The organism is Lactobacillus sp. B3795, assembly GCF_026535805.1.
Lineage (GTDB): Bacteria > Bacillota > Bacilli > Lactobacillales > Lactobacillaceae > Apilactobacillus > Apilactobacillus kunkeei_C.
In genome coordinates, this window is sequence record NZ_JAFNPE010000006.1 from 183118 (window position 1) to 199079 (window position 15962).

General features: G+C 37.7%; 19 protein-coding genes. 2 read left to right on the plus strand and 17 right to left on the minus strand.

The genetic code is table 11. The features are described from left to right. Positions 1-9: 9 nt before the first annotated feature. On the minus strand, positions 10-1041 hold the full coding sequence (locus J3U50_RS04185) for a DEAD/DEAH box helicase family protein (protein ID WP_301945627.1): 1032 nt from the start codon (positions 1039-1041) through the stop codon (positions 10-12). A gap of 357 nt (positions 1042-1398) precedes the next feature. Between J3U50_RS04185 and J3U50_RS04190 the strand changes: the two genes are divergently transcribed. Beyond that, complete coding sequence (locus J3U50_RS04190) at positions 1399-2049, plus strand: YigZ family protein (RefSeq protein ID WP_054607967.1); 651 nt, start codon at positions 1399-1401, stop codon at positions 2047-2049. Between the two features lie 19 nt (positions 2050-2068). Here J3U50_RS04190 and J3U50_RS04195 read toward each other — a convergent pair whose 3' ends face one another. From J3U50_RS04195 to J3U50_RS04210, 4 genes are all read right to left on the minus strand, one after another. Continuing rightward, the gene (locus tag J3U50_RS04195) at positions 2069-3166 is read right to left on the minus strand and encodes a glycosyltransferase family 4 protein (protein WP_054607966.1); all 1098 of its coding nucleotides are present in this window, start codon (positions 3164-3166) and stop codon (positions 2069-2071) included. Positions 3167-3271: 105 nt separating this feature from the next. Then, positions 3272-4885, minus strand: coding sequence for a chaperonin GroEL (groL, locus tag J3U50_RS04200; RefSeq protein ID WP_053791550.1), 1614 nt, complete (start codon positions 4883-4885; stop codon positions 3272-3274). A 35-nt stretch (positions 4886-4920) separates the two neighbouring features. Beyond that, positions 4921-5205: a co-chaperone GroES gene (gene groES / locus J3U50_RS04205; RefSeq protein ID WP_034531925.1), complete on the minus strand. Its 285-nt coding sequence runs from the start codon at positions 5203-5205 to the stop codon at positions 4921-4923. 170 nt (positions 5206-5375) lie between these two features. Beyond that, positions 5376-6011 (minus strand): redox-sensing transcriptional repressor Rex, encoded by a 636-nt coding sequence (locus J3U50_RS04210; RefSeq protein ID WP_301945650.1) that lies wholly within the window; start codon positions 6009-6011, stop codon positions 5376-5378. Between the two features lie 166 nt (positions 6012-6177). Between J3U50_RS04210 and J3U50_RS04215 the strand changes: the two genes are divergently transcribed. Continuing rightward, the gene (locus J3U50_RS04215) at positions 6178-8124 is read left to right on the plus strand and encodes an ABC-F family ATP-binding cassette domain-containing protein (protein ID WP_301945628.1); all 1947 of its coding nucleotides are present in this window, start codon (positions 6178-6180) and stop codon (positions 8122-8124) included. Positions 8125-8160: 36 nt separating this feature from the next. Here the strand turns inward: J3U50_RS04215 and tsaD are convergent, their stop codons facing one another. From tsaD to J3U50_RS04275, 12 genes are all read right to left on the minus strand, one after another. Beyond that, positions 8161-9171 (minus strand): tRNA (adenosine(37)-N6)-threonylcarbamoyltransferase complex transferase subunit TsaD, encoded by a 1011-nt coding sequence (gene tsaD, locus J3U50_RS04220; RefSeq protein ID WP_301945651.1) that lies wholly within the window; start codon positions 9169-9171, stop codon positions 8161-8163. Positions 9172-9206: 35 nt separating this feature from the next. Beyond that, positions 9207-9806 (minus strand): ribosomal protein S18-alanine N-acetyltransferase, encoded by a 600-nt coding sequence (gene rimI / locus J3U50_RS04225; RefSeq protein WP_041152525.1) that lies wholly within the window; start codon positions 9804-9806, stop codon positions 9207-9209. Then, a complete protein-coding gene (gene tsaB, locus J3U50_RS04230; protein ID WP_054607960.1) occupies positions 9787-10515 on the minus strand; it encodes a tRNA (adenosine(37)-N6)-threonylcarbamoyltransferase complex dimerization subunit type 1 TsaB in 729 nt (242 codons plus the stop codon). The genes rimI and tsaB overlap by 20 nt, the downstream gene beginning before the upstream one ends. Before the next feature lie 111 nt (positions 10516-10626). Further along, positions 10627-11385: an acyl-[acyl-carrier-protein] thioesterase gene (locus J3U50_RS04235; RefSeq protein WP_053791546.1), complete on the minus strand. Its 759-nt coding sequence runs from the start codon at positions 11383-11385 to the stop codon at positions 10627-10629. A gap of 12 nt (positions 11386-11397) precedes the next feature. Further along, entirely contained in the window at positions 11398-12276 is an 879-nt protein-coding gene (gene rsmI / locus J3U50_RS04240) for a 16S rRNA (cytidine(1402)-2'-O)-methyltransferase (RefSeq protein ID WP_054607959.1), read from the minus strand. Positions 12277-12291: 15 nt separating this feature from the next. Continuing rightward, positions 12292-12627, minus strand: a complete 336-nt coding sequence (locus tag J3U50_RS04245; RefSeq protein WP_053791544.1) for a DNA replication initiation control protein YabA — start codon at positions 12625-12627, stop codon at positions 12292-12294. Positions 12628-12642: 15 nt separating this feature from the next. After that, positions 12643-13653: a DNA polymerase III subunit delta' gene (gene holB, locus J3U50_RS04250; protein WP_054607958.1), complete on the minus strand. Its 1011-nt coding sequence runs from the start codon at positions 13651-13653 to the stop codon at positions 12643-12645. 12 nt (positions 13654-13665) lie between these two features. Further along, on the minus strand, positions 13666-13992 hold the full coding sequence (locus J3U50_RS04255) for a cyclic-di-AMP receptor (protein ID WP_034531916.1): 327 nt from the start codon (positions 13990-13992) through the stop codon (positions 13666-13668). Between the two features lie 14 nt (positions 13993-14006). Next, entirely contained in the window at positions 14007-14651 is a 645-nt protein-coding gene (tmk, locus tag J3U50_RS04260; RefSeq protein ID WP_301945629.1) for a dTMP kinase, read from the minus strand. A gap of 108 nt (positions 14652-14759) precedes the next feature. Continuing rightward, entirely contained in the window at positions 14760-15008 is a 249-nt protein-coding gene (locus J3U50_RS04265) for a YaaL family protein (RefSeq protein WP_034531914.1), read from the minus strand. Positions 15009-15020: 12 nt separating this feature from the next. Beyond that, positions 15021-15620, minus strand: coding sequence for a recombination mediator RecR (gene recR / locus J3U50_RS04270; protein ID WP_034531913.1), 600 nt, complete (start codon positions 15618-15620; stop codon positions 15021-15023). A gap of 21 nt (positions 15621-15641) precedes the next feature. Beyond that, positions 15642-15959, minus strand: a complete 318-nt coding sequence (locus J3U50_RS04275) for a YbaB/EbfC family nucleoid-associated protein (protein ID WP_034531912.1) — start codon at positions 15957-15959, stop codon at positions 15642-15644. Positions 15960-15962 lie beyond the last annotated feature (3 nt).

Here is a 15962-nt window from a genome sequence, read left to right on the forward strand (position 1 = left end):
AATAGGCAGCTATCCATTTAATTTTTTCGCCTTCTTATTCATATACTTGATTTGATTAATCGCACTCTTAATGGCCAGCGTGTTTTCTTCAGCTAGAAACAATACTTCCCCAGTCGGTCGATCGAGTTTTCTACCCACTCTTCCAGCTATTTGGACCAATGATGAAGTCGAAAAGACCTCGTCTTCCGCCCCAAAGACAATCACGTCAATTCCCGGAAAGGTCACTCCTCTTTCCAAAATGGTGGTCGTAATCAAGAACAGTTTGCGTTGTTCACGCATGTCGGATACCTTCTCCATTCGTTTATCATCACTAGAAAAGACGGTCTCCCATTTACTGGTATCAAACTGTTTTGCCAAAATATCACTAATTGGTTTTAAATCGGCAATGCGTGGCACAAACAACAAGAAGCGTTGGTTAGCTTTAATCTTTTCGTCAATCTTATGTAGTAGTAACTTTGGCAACTTTTGTTTCTTTAAATTCTCGCGCCACTTCTTTGTGTACTTTAATTTAATTTCCGGTAATAAATGACGATGAAATCGAATCGGTAAGTAGCTAGCTGACAGCTTGTTGGACCTGATTTTCTTCGTCATTTCATTGGTCGGTGTCGCCGTTAAAAACAACTTGGCACTACTTTGTTTCGTCGCATTTTCGACCGCAAAGTGTAATCCGTCGTTATTTACAAACGGAAAGGAATCGACCTCATCGATAATCAAGACATCAAACGCATGATAGAACCGTAACAATTGATGGGTGGTGCAAATCGTCAGCTGCGCATAGTGATACGGTTGTGGATTACGACCGTGTAGAAGAATCATCGATGTGTTGGCAAACGCCTCCTTAATTCTCGGATATAGTTCGACACAAACATCCACACGTGGCGACGCAATACAAACGCGTTTGCCCTCAGTTAATGCTTTTTCGATTCCCTGAAACAACATTTCAGTCTTCCCCGCTCCGGTAACTGCCCATAACAAGTGGGTCTTGTTGTTTTCGAAGACTTCGATAATATCCTTAGAACACTTCTTTTGCTCGTTAGTCAATTGGCCCTGCCACGTTAAAACCGGCTGCTTAATTTCAAAATCATTTGGTTCATCGGCATACACCAATGGAATACTTTTCGTTACTCGATCCAAATTAATGCAGACTGGACAATAGTAGTTATTATTTGGCAAATTACACCTGTTTACGGGCGTTTTTTGGCCACATCGTTTACAATAGATATTGTTACTGTTAACCTTAATTGGAACGTATTTATGAACAATTGAGTTATTGAGGAGACTCGAATCCACCATCGTGGCGTTGACTTGTCTACCGTATAATTCAGAAACATCTTTAATCATAATTATCACCATAATTAAGTACGCAAAAAAGCTAAATTTTGAGGTGAAAACATCTAAATGGAAAAAGATTATCTCACAATTAAAGAAAATGGTGTCAACGAGATTGATATCAAAAAATCACAATTCATCTGTTCAATTGCCAGAGTGTCAAACGAAGAAGAAGCAACTGCTTTCGTTAATAGCGTCAAAGAAGAACATAAAAAAGCTACTCATAACTGTCATGCCTATGTAATTGGTCAAGACGATTCCATTCAACGCGCTAGTGATAACGGTGAACCATCAGGAACTGCTGGTGTTCCTATCCTAGAAGCATTAAAAAACATTGGCGTGCACAACACTGCTGCCGTTGTAACTAGATACTTCGGTGGCATTAAGTTAGGTGCCGGTGGTTTAATTCGTGCATATAGCAACGCCACCACCAAAGCCATCGAACATGTTGGGATTGTCAAAAAGATTTTACAAACTGAAATCACCATCGACGTTGCCTATAACCTGTTTGATCAATTAAATTACCACCTAGAGGAAAATGGAATTAACATTATCGATACTCAATATACCGACAAGGTATCCGTAATTGTTGCCATCGATAATCCTAAGGTGGAAGAGTTTAAACAAAAAGTGATTGATTTACTAAATGGTCGTGTTGAAATGCACGATGGCGATGAAAAGTACTTTGAAGTTGATTATGATCCATACAAAAAAGAATGACCAAATGGCCATTCTTTTTTTAGTGGTTATCTTTACTTGTGTTTTCTTTAACGACTTTTTTAATTGCGTTTAGTAATGGTTGTCTATCCTTACCAGCTAAACCGATTGATTCAACGAATAGTTCCAACCCGATTAACGTTGCAATCGTTAGTAGAATGGAACCCCAAATTGTTGATATTGGGTATAGCAATGAAATGAATGAGAAAATCAAAGCAATTCCATAGATTACCAATACGGTTTGACGATGAGTCAATCCGATTTGCATCAAACGGTGATGTAAGTGTCGTTTGTCAGCATGCATGATTGGTTGCTTGTTTAACATTCTACGTAAGATTGCGTAAATGGTATCGGTGATTGGCACACCCAGGATAATTACCGGAATAATAACGGTAATGAATGTGGCATTTTTCAATCCGTTCAATGAGAAAATTGAAATCATAAAACCGATGAACAATGATCCGGTGTCCCCTAGATAGATTCTAGCTGGGAAGAAGTTGTAAGGTAAAAATCCTAAACATGCTGCAACAAGTGCAAAAATCATGATTGAAACGTAGACGTTTCCAACGTTTAGGAAGAAGAACCCAGTAATTCCCATGGTGGTCAAAGCAATAACTGCGACCCCCGTTGCTAATCCATCAAGACCGTCAATTAAGTTAACGGCGTTGGTGATTGCTAAAATCCAAATTAGAGTAATTGGTAAACTTAACCATCCTAAACTAAATGTTCCAATGAATGGTAATGATATGTTACTCATTTGAATATTTCCGAAGAAAAAGACAATGATTGCTGCTAAACTAATTCCAAATACTTTCTGACGTGGTTTTAATACAATGATGTCATCAATTACCCCTGTAATAATGATGACTACTTGGCCCGCAAACATCCCATAAAGTTGATGGGTTGGCATTTGCGACCTTAATAGGAACATCGTGGCAATTGTGTATGACACAAAGATTGCCAATCCTCCTAATGTCGGCATCGGAATTTTATTCATTCTTCGCTTATTTGGACTATCGATAGCTCCCCAGCGAAATGCTAACTTTCTGATAAACGGCGTTACCACAGCAGAAATTAACATTGTCGCGAAAAGGGAAACGATAATTTCGAATTTTAGCATAATCGTTATCCTTTCGTTTTATAATACTATTAATAAATTATACAAATGTAACAGATTAAAAACAAGGTTAAACAAAAAAAGGATTCCCAAAGGAATCCTTTTTTATTACATCATTGGTCCCATTGAAGGGTTCATTGAATCTTTCTTTTCTTCTGGTAAGTTAGCAACAACAGCTTCAGTAGTTAATAGCAATGCTGAAACAGATGCGGCGTTTTGAAGAGCTGATCTTGATACCTTGGTTGGATCAACAACTCCGGCCTTAATCATATCTTCGTATTCACCAGTAGCAGCATTGAAACCAATACCCATTTCCTTGCCCTTTAGATGTTCAACAACGATTGAACCATCAATTCCGGCGTTGTGGGCAATTTGTCTAACTGGAGCTTCTAGAGCACGTAAAACAATGTTTACACCAGTCTTTTCGTCACCTTCAGCAGGGATTTCTTCTAGATCCTTTAGAATATTGATGAATGCAGTTCCACCACCAGGAACGAAACCTTCTTCAACAGCGGCTCTAGTTGAGTTCAAAGCATCTTCAATTCTGTACTTACGTTCTTTTAGTTCAGTTTCGGTAGCTGCACCAACACGGATAACAGCAACACCACCGGCTAACTTAGCTAAACGTTCACGTAGCTTTTCTTTGTCGAATTCTGATGTAGTAGTTTCTAGTTGGTTCTTGATTTCTGCAACACGTGCAGCTAATTGGTCCTTGTCACCGGCACCTTGAACGATTGTAGTGTCATCCTTAGTAACGTTAACCTTGTTAGCTTGACCTAATTGATCTATGGTTACATCCTTTAGGTTTAATCCTAAGTCGTCAGTGATTAAAGTAGCGCCTGTAAGAACTGAAATATCTTGTAGTTGAGCCTTACGACGGTCACCAAAACCAGGAGCCTTAACAGCAACAACGTTGAAAGTACCACGCATCTTGTTTAGTACCAATGTTGGTAGTGCTTCACCACCAATATCATCAGCAATGATTAGAAGTGAACGACCTTGTTCAACAACTGATTGTAAAACTGGTAGGATTTCTTGAATGTTGTTAATCTTCTTGTCAGTAACCAAGATGTATGGGTTGTCTAAGTCAGCTTGCATCTTGTCGTTGTCGGTAACCATGTATTGTGACATGTAACCACGATCGAATTGCATACCTTCTACAACGTCCATAGTTGTGTTAACACCACGTGAATCTTCAACAGTGATAACACCATCGTTTCCAACCTTTTCCATAGCATCGGCGATTAATTCACCAACTTCTGGGTTAGCAGCTGAAATGGAAGCGATTTGAGCAATATCATTCTTGCTCTTAATTTCGTTTGACATCTTGTGTAGCTTTTCAACGGCTACTTCGGTTGCCTTTTCGATACCGCGACGAACACCAACTGGGTTGGCACCGGCAGTAACGTTCTTCATTCCTTCGTTTACGATTGCTTGAGTTAATACAGTAGCAGTAGTAGTACCATCACCGGCAATGTCGTCAGTCTTTGATGCAACTTCTGATACTAACTTAGCACCCATGTTTTCAAAATGATTTGGTAGTTCGATTGACTTAGCGATTGTAACACCATCATTAGTAATGTTTGGTGTACCTGTTGATTGTTCAACAACAACGTTTCTACCCTTTGGTCCTAATGTAGTCTTAACAGTGTTTGCAAGTTTATCAACACCTCTTAGCATTGAACGTCTTGCGTCTTCTGAAAATTTAACTTCCTTAGCCATTTTTATTCACCTCATTAATAATTTCGTTTTATTTATTATTCAACGACAGCTAAAATGTCGCTTTCTTTTAGTACTAAATATTTTTGACCATCGTAGTCTACTGAAGTACCTGAGTACTTGTCGTAAACAACTTCGTCACCCTTCTTAACTTCTGGTGTAACAGTTTGGCCATTGTCTAAAACTCTACCGTTTCCTACGGCAACAACTTTTCCAGTTTGTGGTTTTTCTTTAGCATTATTTGCTAACACAATGCCTCCAACTGTTTCTTCTTTAGCTTCTTGTGCTTCAATAATTACACGATCACCCAATGGTTTTAACATTTTGCTTGACCTCACTTTGTTTTTTTATCTGTTTTATCAGTGTTAGCAGTCATTTATTATAAGTGCTAATCACTATAAATAATATATTATTTTTTAGATTCATATGCAAGAATTTTAAACCCTACACGATATAATCCTACAAAAAAAGATGGGCCAATGGCTCATCTTTCTTATTCACCTTCATAGTGTTCAATGAAGTAAATTAATGTTTGTAATTCGTTGGTTAAATCAACGTTTTGCACTCTGACATTTTTGGGAACTGATAAACGTTTTGAAGTAAAGTTCATGATACCCTTTGCTCCACCCTTTACGGCTTCATCACATAGGCCTTGAACTACGGTTGCTGGAACAGTAAAAATAACTACTTCAATTTGTTGATCTCTTAATTGTTCTTGTAAGTCTTTAACATCGTATACTGGTACACCACTTTGAACAGTGTTGATCATGTCGTCATGAATATCAAAGGCAGCTGAGATTCTTACGTTACTATCTTTGTGAAAATTAAAGTGTAGTAAGGCTTGACCCAAATTACCTAAACCGACTAATGCAACATTTGTTAAGTGATCTTGATTTAGAATCTTCTTGAAGAAGTCTAATAAATTATCAACCTCGTATCCATATCCACGTTTTCCAAGAGCTCCAAAATAGGATAAATCTCTTCTAATGGTTGCTGAATCAACTTGAACTGCTTCAGCAAAAGTACTAGAGGATATTCTCTTTATTTTCGCGTCGTGTAAACCGCTAAGATATCGATAATACATAGGCAATCTTTTAGCCGTTGCCCTAGGAATTTTAATATCCAAAATCTTCCCTCCCGAATCTTTCATAACATTTATGTATTCTATCATAAAAACAAAGTTTGTGAAAATATTATCATCTACTAAAAAGGATTGAACATTTTAATTTATCGGGGGAAATATGCTAAAATAGTCATTATTACTGATAAAACAAGAGAATTAGGAGGTGAATTTTATGATTATTTTACAAGCAAATAAAATGACAAAACGATTTGGTGGGCAAGATCTTTTCACAAGCGTTAACTTGAGTATCGAAGAAAACAGCAAGGTCGCCTTGGTTGGTCGAAACGGTGCTGGTAAGTCAACCTTAGTGAAAATGATTTTGGGCGATGAACCAATTGATGAAGGTGAAGTCACCACCAAAAAAGGTATCACCATTGGATACTTAGCCCAAAATACTGGTCTAACTTCTGATGCCACCATCATCGAAGAAATGACCAATGTCTTTGCTGATTTAATCGATTTAGAAAATAAAATTCACGAATACGAAAACAAGATGGCTGATCCAAACATCAACTCGGATCCAGAAAAGCTGGCTGAGGTTTCACAAACTTATGACCAACTTCAAGCTGAGTTTACCGCCAAGAACGGTTTTTCTTATCAAGCCGAAATTAAGGCCGTGTTAAACGGATTTGGCTTCGGTGAAGAAATGTACGACCATAAAATTAGTGAGCTATCAGGTGGTCAACAAACCCAACTAGCAATGGCCAAGTTGCTTCTACAAAAGAAGGACCTATTGATTCTAGACGAACCTACTAACCATATTGATGTTAAGACCATTAGTTGGTTGGAAGATTATCTAAAGAGTTATCATGGTGCCCTTCTAATTATCTCCCATGACCGTTTCTTCATGGATAAGATTGTCGATCAAGTCTACGACCTATCACAAGGTCACATGACTCATTATGTCGGGAACTACTCCAGTTATGTTGAGCAAAAGAAACTTAATTACCAACATCAACTAAAGGAATACGAAAAGCAACAAAAGAAAATCAAAGAGATGCAAGACTTCGTTGATAAAAACATTGTTCGTGCATCCACTACTAAACGGGCTCAATCAAGAAGAACTCAATTGGAAAAGATGGAAAAAATTGCGGCACCAACCCGTGATGATAAATCCGCTCGTCTTTCATTCACTCCTGAAAAACAAAGTGGAAACGTCGTTTTAAACGTCCGTGATGCCGCAATCGGATACGATGATAAAATTCTATCTAAAAACATCAATATTGATGTTAAACGTAATCAAGCGGTAGCATTGATTGGGCCAAACGGAATTGGTAAGTCAACATTGCTAAAGACTATCATGAAGCAATTACCACTCCAATCTGGTGAAATCGAACGTGGTACCGGCGTTCAAATTGGTTACTACGACCAACACCAAGATAACCTACACCCCAACAAGACCGTCTTAAACGAAATCTGGGACGACTACCCTACTTACCCGGAACAACGCATTCGTTCAATTCTAGGTAGTTTCTTGTTCTCTGGTGAAGACGTTGAAAAAGTAGTTGGTAACCTTTCTGGTGGTGAAAAGGCCCGCCTAGTTTTAACTAAGCTATCCATGAATCACGATAACTTCTTAATCCTAGATGAACCTACCAACCATTTGGATATCGATAGTAGAGAAGTGTTGGAAAACGCATTGATCAATTTCGATGGAACTATTTTGTTTGTATCCCATGATAGATACTTCATCAATAAGTTAGCCACTCAAATTGTTGAACTATCCCCTGATGGTAGCGAACTATTCCTTGGTAACTACAACTATTATGTAGAAAAGAAGGAAGAACAAGCTGCCATTGAGGAACACAAAAAAGAAGAACAAGCCAAGACCGAAGATGTTGAAGATACAAAACCAAAGTCACAAAATCAAAAAGAATTCATTGCTAACAAAGAGTTACAAAAGAAGCAACGTAAGCTAAAACGTCAGGTGGAAGACCTAGAAGAACAACTAGACTCCGCTCAAAAAGATAAATCAGCAATTGAAGCTGAAATGGTTAAACCAGAAAACTTAAATGACATTGAAAAGCTTAATGATTTGCAAGCTAAACTAACCGATATTAACTCTAAGATAGAAGAGATTGAAACCAATTGGGAAAACGCAATGATGGAACTTGAATAAACAAAAAAGATGAATCCAAAACGGATTCATCTTTTTTTATTCTTCATCTTCCAAAAGGTCGAATTCCAAACTTGGGTCAGCATTCAAGTTAACGCCAGCAAAGACATTCTTCTTTGCCATGACGTATCCGGCTGCACCAATCATTGCGGCATTGTCACCACAAAGTTTGTTTGGTACCTTGATTAATTCTGTTGTATCAATCTTATCGATTGCTTCTTCTAAAGCACTGCGAAGGCCCTTATTAGCGGCAACCCCACCGGCTAAAATCAATTGAGAAACAGGATATTCTTGTAATGCTCTAGTGGTCTTATCAACTAAAACATCAACGACGGCACTTTGGAAACTAGCAGCTAAATCGTTCTTATCCAATTCTTCATGAATTTGATCAGCATGGTGAGTGGTGTTTAGAAACGCACTCTTTAAACCACTGAATGAGAAATCAAAGTTATCTTCTTTTTCCATCGCACGTGGGAAGTTAAAGGTATCCTTACCTTCTGCAGCCATTGCATCAACCTTAGGACCAGCTGGGTAATTAATTCCCAATACTCGACCAACCTTGTCGTATGCTTCTCCGGCGGCGTCATCCCTAGTTTCACCGATAATTTTGAAGTCGCCCTCTTCTTTCATTAGGACTAATTCAGTATGACCACCGGAAACCACCAATGCCAATGCTGGATAGTTAATCTTGGTAACGAATCGACTGGCCAAGATGTGTCCGGCAATATGGTTAACCGGAATCAATGGGATATTGTGTGCCCATGCAATGGTCTTTGCAGCAGTAACACCGATTAATAGCGCCCCCACTAGACCGGGACCATATGTCACAGCGATTGCGTCGATGTCATCGTATGAAACATCGGCTTGCTTCATTGCATCTTCAACACAGATAGTGATTTGTTCAATATGATGTCTACTTGCGACTTCTGGAACGACTCCACCGAATCGCTTGTGACTATTGATTTGCGTTGCAACAACGTTTGATAATATTTTTTCGCCATCTTCGATAATGGCCACACTAGTTTCATCACAACTAGATTCAAAAGACATAATTATATGTGGTTGCACAAAAAAACCTCGTTTCATTAAATTCCAAAGTTATTTGGAATAGTTTCGTATAGACTTAAATCTAAAACCATATCGACGGCATCTTCATGATCCCCGTCGTAATAGCCCTTTTTCACACCAACTTGTTTGAAACCTAAGTCGGAATATAATCTTTGGGCCTTTACGTTACTAATTCTAACTTCCAAAGAAACCGTCTTGTAGTTCAATTGACGGGCCTTTTTGATAATCTTAGCGATTAAGAAGTAACCTAATCCACGTTCTTGGTATTCTGGTTTTACAGCAACGTTTGAGATATGACAGTCACCTTGTTTATCGTTTAAAGAACTACCGATAAAAGCAACTAGTTCATCTTCTTGGCGCAATAGTAAATAAAAGCGATCTAGACGTGGTTTTAGCTCAGGTAAAAACGCTTCGTCGGTCCATGGTGCCTTACCATCGTAGACGTCACGTTCGATATTAACCATTTCAGGAATATCGGTAACCATTGCCTTGGCCAAGTAAAACTTATCGCCATTAATCTTTACGATGTGATTCTTGATATTTAGGTGTTCCTTTTTCATTAGGTGCTCGGTATTCACAAATTTTTTCTGATACCAATTAATTAACTTTTTCAACATATGAAGTAACTTCTTCCCCGGGATGATTTTGTTTCCAATCTGCTTCAGCTTTAGTCAAACGTAAATATCTTGGTACAAATGCATGAATGTCTTCAACAGGTGATAAGGTTTGTCCATATAAACCTAACCTAGCTGCTTGTGGCAAGTTATCAAAACTATCAGTAAAAATAACTTTATCGCCAAACTTCTTCTTTAATGCATCTTCAAAATGTGGTGCGTCGGTACCAACAGCATAGACTGCTTTGTCTTTGCTATCAATTCTGTCTAACCACTTATCAAAGTCAGTATGACAGTCTTCTAAGACACTTTCTGGAACGCCATTTTTAATTTCATAAAGTCCAGAAAAGACGTTATTGTTTCTAGCATCAAAAATTGGCATTACAAGACTGCCCTCTTGCTTAATATTAAGCGCTAAGGTTTGCAAACTTGATACACCCACTAGTTCAATTCCTAGTGTGTATGCCAAAGTTTTAGCTGTGGCAGTCGCAATTCTAATTCCAGTGTATGATCCTGGACCGTCTGCCACAACAACTCTTTGTAAGTCCGATGGTGTTAAGTCCACCTTTGTCATTAATTCATCAATAATTGGAAGTAAATATTCCGCATGCTTTTGATGAACAGTAGTTGTTTCTGTCGCTAATATTTGATCATCATCCAAAATAGCAACAGTTAGTTGTCGATTGGATGTATCTAAAGACAATACTTTCATCCTGTTTTTCCGTCTCCCTAATAACTTTATTAATATACGTAATAATTCTAAAACAAATTATAACAAAAAAATAGGTGTCTCCATAATAAAAATGAACACACCCGAAAATATTTAATCATTTTTGCGCCAAGTAATGTTGGCAATTGCAGAATGACTGTCGCCACTCATGATTTCATGCTTAGTTAGAATTGAACCGTCTTCTTGTTCTTCCATGTCGTAGTAACTTTCTACGGTTGATCCATATTTAACTTCATTTTCGTATCTTAATAGGAAATGAGTTGGGGTATGGTTGGTTAGGAAGTCGGCAGGTAAGACGTTTACCATCCAATCCATGTAATGAGCATTGTTTACGTGTTGGTTTGAATCAATGTCTGTATATCTTACCCTGAAACTTTGTTTAGTTTCTTCGTTGTATTGGACCTTTTGTGGTTTAGGCATCTTAGGAACTTGGTTCACCTTTTCAGCACCAAATGGTTCTACTGTTTCCTTTGGAATGGAAGCAATCTTTCTTTCCTTATAGTTCATAGCTGCCCATAAACCGGTCATGTGCATTAACACTTCACCAGATTCACTTTCGATAGTGAATTCACGGTAAGCAAAGTACTTGTTGTATGACTTTGATTTAGTGTTAATGGTGATATTTTCATCAACCACTGGCATACGGTTAATATGCACATCGTATTGAATAACAACCCAGGTAACTCCGAACTGGCGGACAAATTCAGCGCCGACACCAAGCTTATCACTATGATCTTCTGATGCTAGGATAATGACATCTAGCATCATCGCAATGGTCATACGACGGGTAAAGTCAGCTTCATAGTAGGTAACTCGATGTTTTTCACTAAAAACAGTTGGTTGGTTTTCCATTATTATTCACTCCTAGATTTCGTGATAGATATTGTAAATCTCTTGTTTTTTTACTTTGTGTAGCTTAGCAACCTCTTTGATTGCTGCATTGGTCTTCATGCCCTTACCAATAAACAAGTCAACTTGTTCTTGGATAGATAATCCAGCCAACTCATCTTGTTCCTGGTTTTCTTGGGTGGCGTTCTTATTACCATCAACAATTACCACGAACTCACCACGAACTTGATTTGCTTCGGTCCATTCGATTAGTTCAGAAATACTACCGCGGTCGAATTCTTCGAACTTCTTGGTTAGTTCCCTGCACAATACCGCCTGTCGGTCGGCACCAAATACCTTTTGCATATTCTTAAGAGTTTTGTTTAAACGATGAGGAGCTTCATAGAAAATCAGTGTTTCACTATGTTGGTTAAGTTCCTCTAATTCGCTAATCTGGTCACTATTCTTTCGATTTAAAAATCCAAAGAAATAAAATGGTTGTGGAACCAGTCCGGAAGCAATTAGTGCTGTTAATCCAGCGTTTGCTCCAGGAAGTGGGACAACATTAATATTATTATCAACACATGCTTTCACTAGTTCTTGACCTGGATCACTAATTGATGGCATCCCTGCGTCACTAACTTGAGCAACATTTTGACCGTCATTTAAAGTTTGTACCAATTCATCGATTCGGTAGTCTTTGTTATCTTCTCTAAAACTGATTTTCTTGGTATCAATCTCAAAATGATTCAATAATTGTTGAGTGTGACTTGGGTTTTCAGCGGCAATTAAATCAACTTCTTTAAGTGTCTTAATTGCTCGAAAAGTCATGTCATCTAGGTTCCCGATTGGTGTTGGAACTAGATATAATATTCCTTTATCTTGGTTAGCGGTAAAGCTATGTTGTTCTTGCACTTGGACTCCTCCAGATTAACGATTTAAGATTTCATTACAGAAAATACAGCTTTCATCGTTTTCACGATGTGATCCATAAAACTCGATGCAGACATGGAACCCTTCATTAAATAAGTGTTCCAAGTTTTCACGAGATTTAGATGAACGTGGTCTGCTCTTCTTGTTATCGTTTTCCACATTTTCTTTTTGTTCATTAATGAAATCATGTAGATGTTGGTTTTCAATTCTTAGTTCGGCATTTTCTTCCATTACTTCGGTTAATGCTTTTCGCACTTCAGCAAATTGACTCAACATTAATTCAGTTTGTGATTCTAAATCCTTGATTCCATCATATAATTCACGTTTCTCCAAACAATTTCACCCCATTTAACTATTTAGTATTTTCATAATTTTTAATGTAGTAGCCTCTAATATATTTTGGAAACTAACATTGACTGCCATTTGGTTGTTGCAGTTTAAGATTACTTCCATAATTTGAATTAGTTTGGCCTCATTGATACTTTCGCTTAGTTGTTCAATGTTTTGGGCTTGTTTTGGAAAGTTATAATCCTTACTCCCAGTATACTTAGCATCTAAAACATCTTCAAATATTGATAGCAGCATATCAATCACTACTTGGCGTTTACTATTATCACTAACTAACGGCATGATATTACTTTGTACCAAAACAAATGAAGTTTTATCTCTTTGGACCAGCATACTAAACCATTGACTAATCGCAGAAATAATCTTGGTTAGCCATTCGTCTTCCTGCCATGCTTGGACGGTCGACATTTGGTTGGTTAGTCGTTTAATGATTTTAAATTGACTGGGAATTACACCCATGTTGGCCAATTCTTCGTTAAACGCTTTTGTGTTTAACGGATTTAAATCAACCACTTGGGTTCTAGAGATAATGGTTGGTAGTATTAAATTCTTATTGGTCGTTAGTAGAAACGAAACTATATTAGCACCAGGTTCTTCGATAAACTTTAATAAGCTGTTTGCGGCTCCGGTAGTCATCTTTTCCGCATCACAAACGATGAAGAACTTCTGGTTTCCTTCCAAACCACTTTTGGAAAATTCAGATTTTAGGTATCTGATTTGATCAACCTTGATACTTAATCCATCTGGTTTGATGATGACAACATCTGGATGTTGTTGTTCTGCGATTCTACGACATTCATCACAATGTCCACAGGGCATTGAATCATCGGAAACGTTTTTACAAAACATTCTCATTGTTATAAACAACGCTAATGATAACTTTCCGACCCCTTCTTCACCGTTAAATAGGTAAGAATGGGATAATTCGTGATTGTTCACCACTTGTAAAAATTTGTCCATCAGTGGCTTTTGCTTTTTCTCAGTCTCTGCAATCACTTGATTTTCGGTCATGTTCTTCCCCCATTAGAATCGATAAAAATTATCCATTGGCATTTCCATTACAGTAGCGCCACCTACTTCAATCTTAACTGGATATGATGAGTCTGAAACTCCACCATCCAAATTAACTGGAGGTGTCATGTATTGTTCACGCTTACTTGAAACCTTTTTAATGATGTCTAAAACATCATTAACACGTTCATCTTCTATCCCAATCATAAAGGTAGTGTTTCCTGACTTTAGAAAACCACCGGTAGTTGATAACTTGGTTTGATGAACATTATTCTTAGCAAATGCGTTTTGTAGTTTGTTAGCATCTTTATTTTGCACAATTACAATTAAAAGTTTCATTCAAAATCACGTCCCTATTTTTTAAATTCATTTAAATATGGTTGCAAAATTTCTAAAACATTTTGGTATACCGCATCAATTGATTGAGTAGCATCAACTGACTTGATACGTTGAGGATTAGCCTTTGCTAAACGTTGGTAGGCTGCATGAACTCGGTTATGGAAATCGATTGTTTCAACATCCAATCTGTCGACTTCATCTTCCGCCCTATTCTTAGCAATACGCTTTAATCCTTCTTCTACTGGAAGATTAAAGTAGATAGTAAGGTCTGGTAAAAAGCCTTCGGTAGCAAATTGGTTCATTTCATTGATTGCATCTTCACCAATTTCTCTACCTCCACCTTGATATGCAATTGAGCTATCAAGGTAACGATCACAGATAACTAACTTGTTGTCAGCAATCGCTGGTTTCACTGTTTGTTCAATGTTTTGGCGACGAGCCGCTGCATATAATAACGCTTCGGTTCGCTTGTCCATATCAACATTTTTGCGGTCTAGAATTACTTCACGAATACTTTCAGCGATTGGGTTACCACCAGGTTCTCTACTGGTAACTAACTTTTCGCCCATTTCTTCTTTTAAATAATCTAATACCATGTTCAGGATGGTTGTTTTACCAGCACCATCCGTGCCTTCAAATGTGATAAATTTTCCAGCCATATACTATACCCCTACTTTCATCTTTCTATCTCATTGTACTTTAATTTATGCGTTTCAACAAATGAACAACAAACAAAAAGTGTCTTATTCCAAAGAATAAAGACACCTTTAGTAATCAATAACAGAAGATTGAATACGATTGTTGGAAACTTTTCTTTCTCTTGCTTCTCGATATAAAAATAAATATTTTTCACGAGCTAAACGAGTTTGGGCAACGATTTCCCCGTCAACTTCATAAATGGCTTCTTGGGTTTCAGTAGCTTGGTCCCATTGGTACTTAGCACGATCGATAGAATCCAATAGAAATTCATCATATTGTTTTCCTACGTTGTGTGAAAATCTTGAAAATCCTAACATCAGTATTCACTCCTACATTTCAGTTCGACCAGAAACGGCTCTAGAAAGCGTCATTTCATCAGCATATTCGATATCACTACCAACTGATAACCCATGCGCTAATCTAGTTACTTTAATTCCGGCTGGCTTAACTAAACGTGATAGATACATTGCAGTTGCTTCCCCTTCAGGAGTAGCGTTTGTGGCAATGATAATTTCTTTGATTGCTTCGTCGCTTTGCAAACGTTTAATTAGGCTTTTAATATTTAAATCTTCTGGTCCTTTTCCCTCGATTGGAGATAAGACACCATTTAATACATGATATAAACCATGATAATCTTTCATTTTTTCCATTACCATGATGTCTCTTGGTTGTTCGACAACCAAAACAGTCGATTGATCTCTCGTCTTGTCTCGACAGATAACACATGGATCTTCATCAGTTAAATTTCCGCAGATTGAACAATACATCAACTTGTCCTTGGTTTCCTTCAAAGCTGAAGAGAACTTGGCAACGTCGTCTTTGTTCATATCAACTACGAAATATGCCAGTCTAATCGCTGTCTTATGCCCAATCCCTGGTAGACGCATAAAACTGTCGATCAACTTAGCAATTGGTTCAGGATATTGCATAATTAACCTTCTTTATTTAAATTACATTCCTGGAATTCCCATTCCCTTAGTGTACTTACCCATTGAGTCTTGAGTAGTCTTTTCGATTTGTGCAAGTGCATCGTTTACGGCACTGATTACTAAATCTGAAGTCATATCTGGGTCTTCTGGATCCAATGCTTCTGGTTTAATCTTCATGTCCTTCATCTTGCGGTCACCTGAGAAAGTAACAACTACCATGTCTTCAGGGGCTTTTCCAACAAATTCAGTGTTGTTGATTTGTTCTTGTTCAGCACCCATTTGTTTTTGTAGTTGCTTAACTTGTTTCATCATCTTTCCCATGTTCATTCCGTTCATCATAAC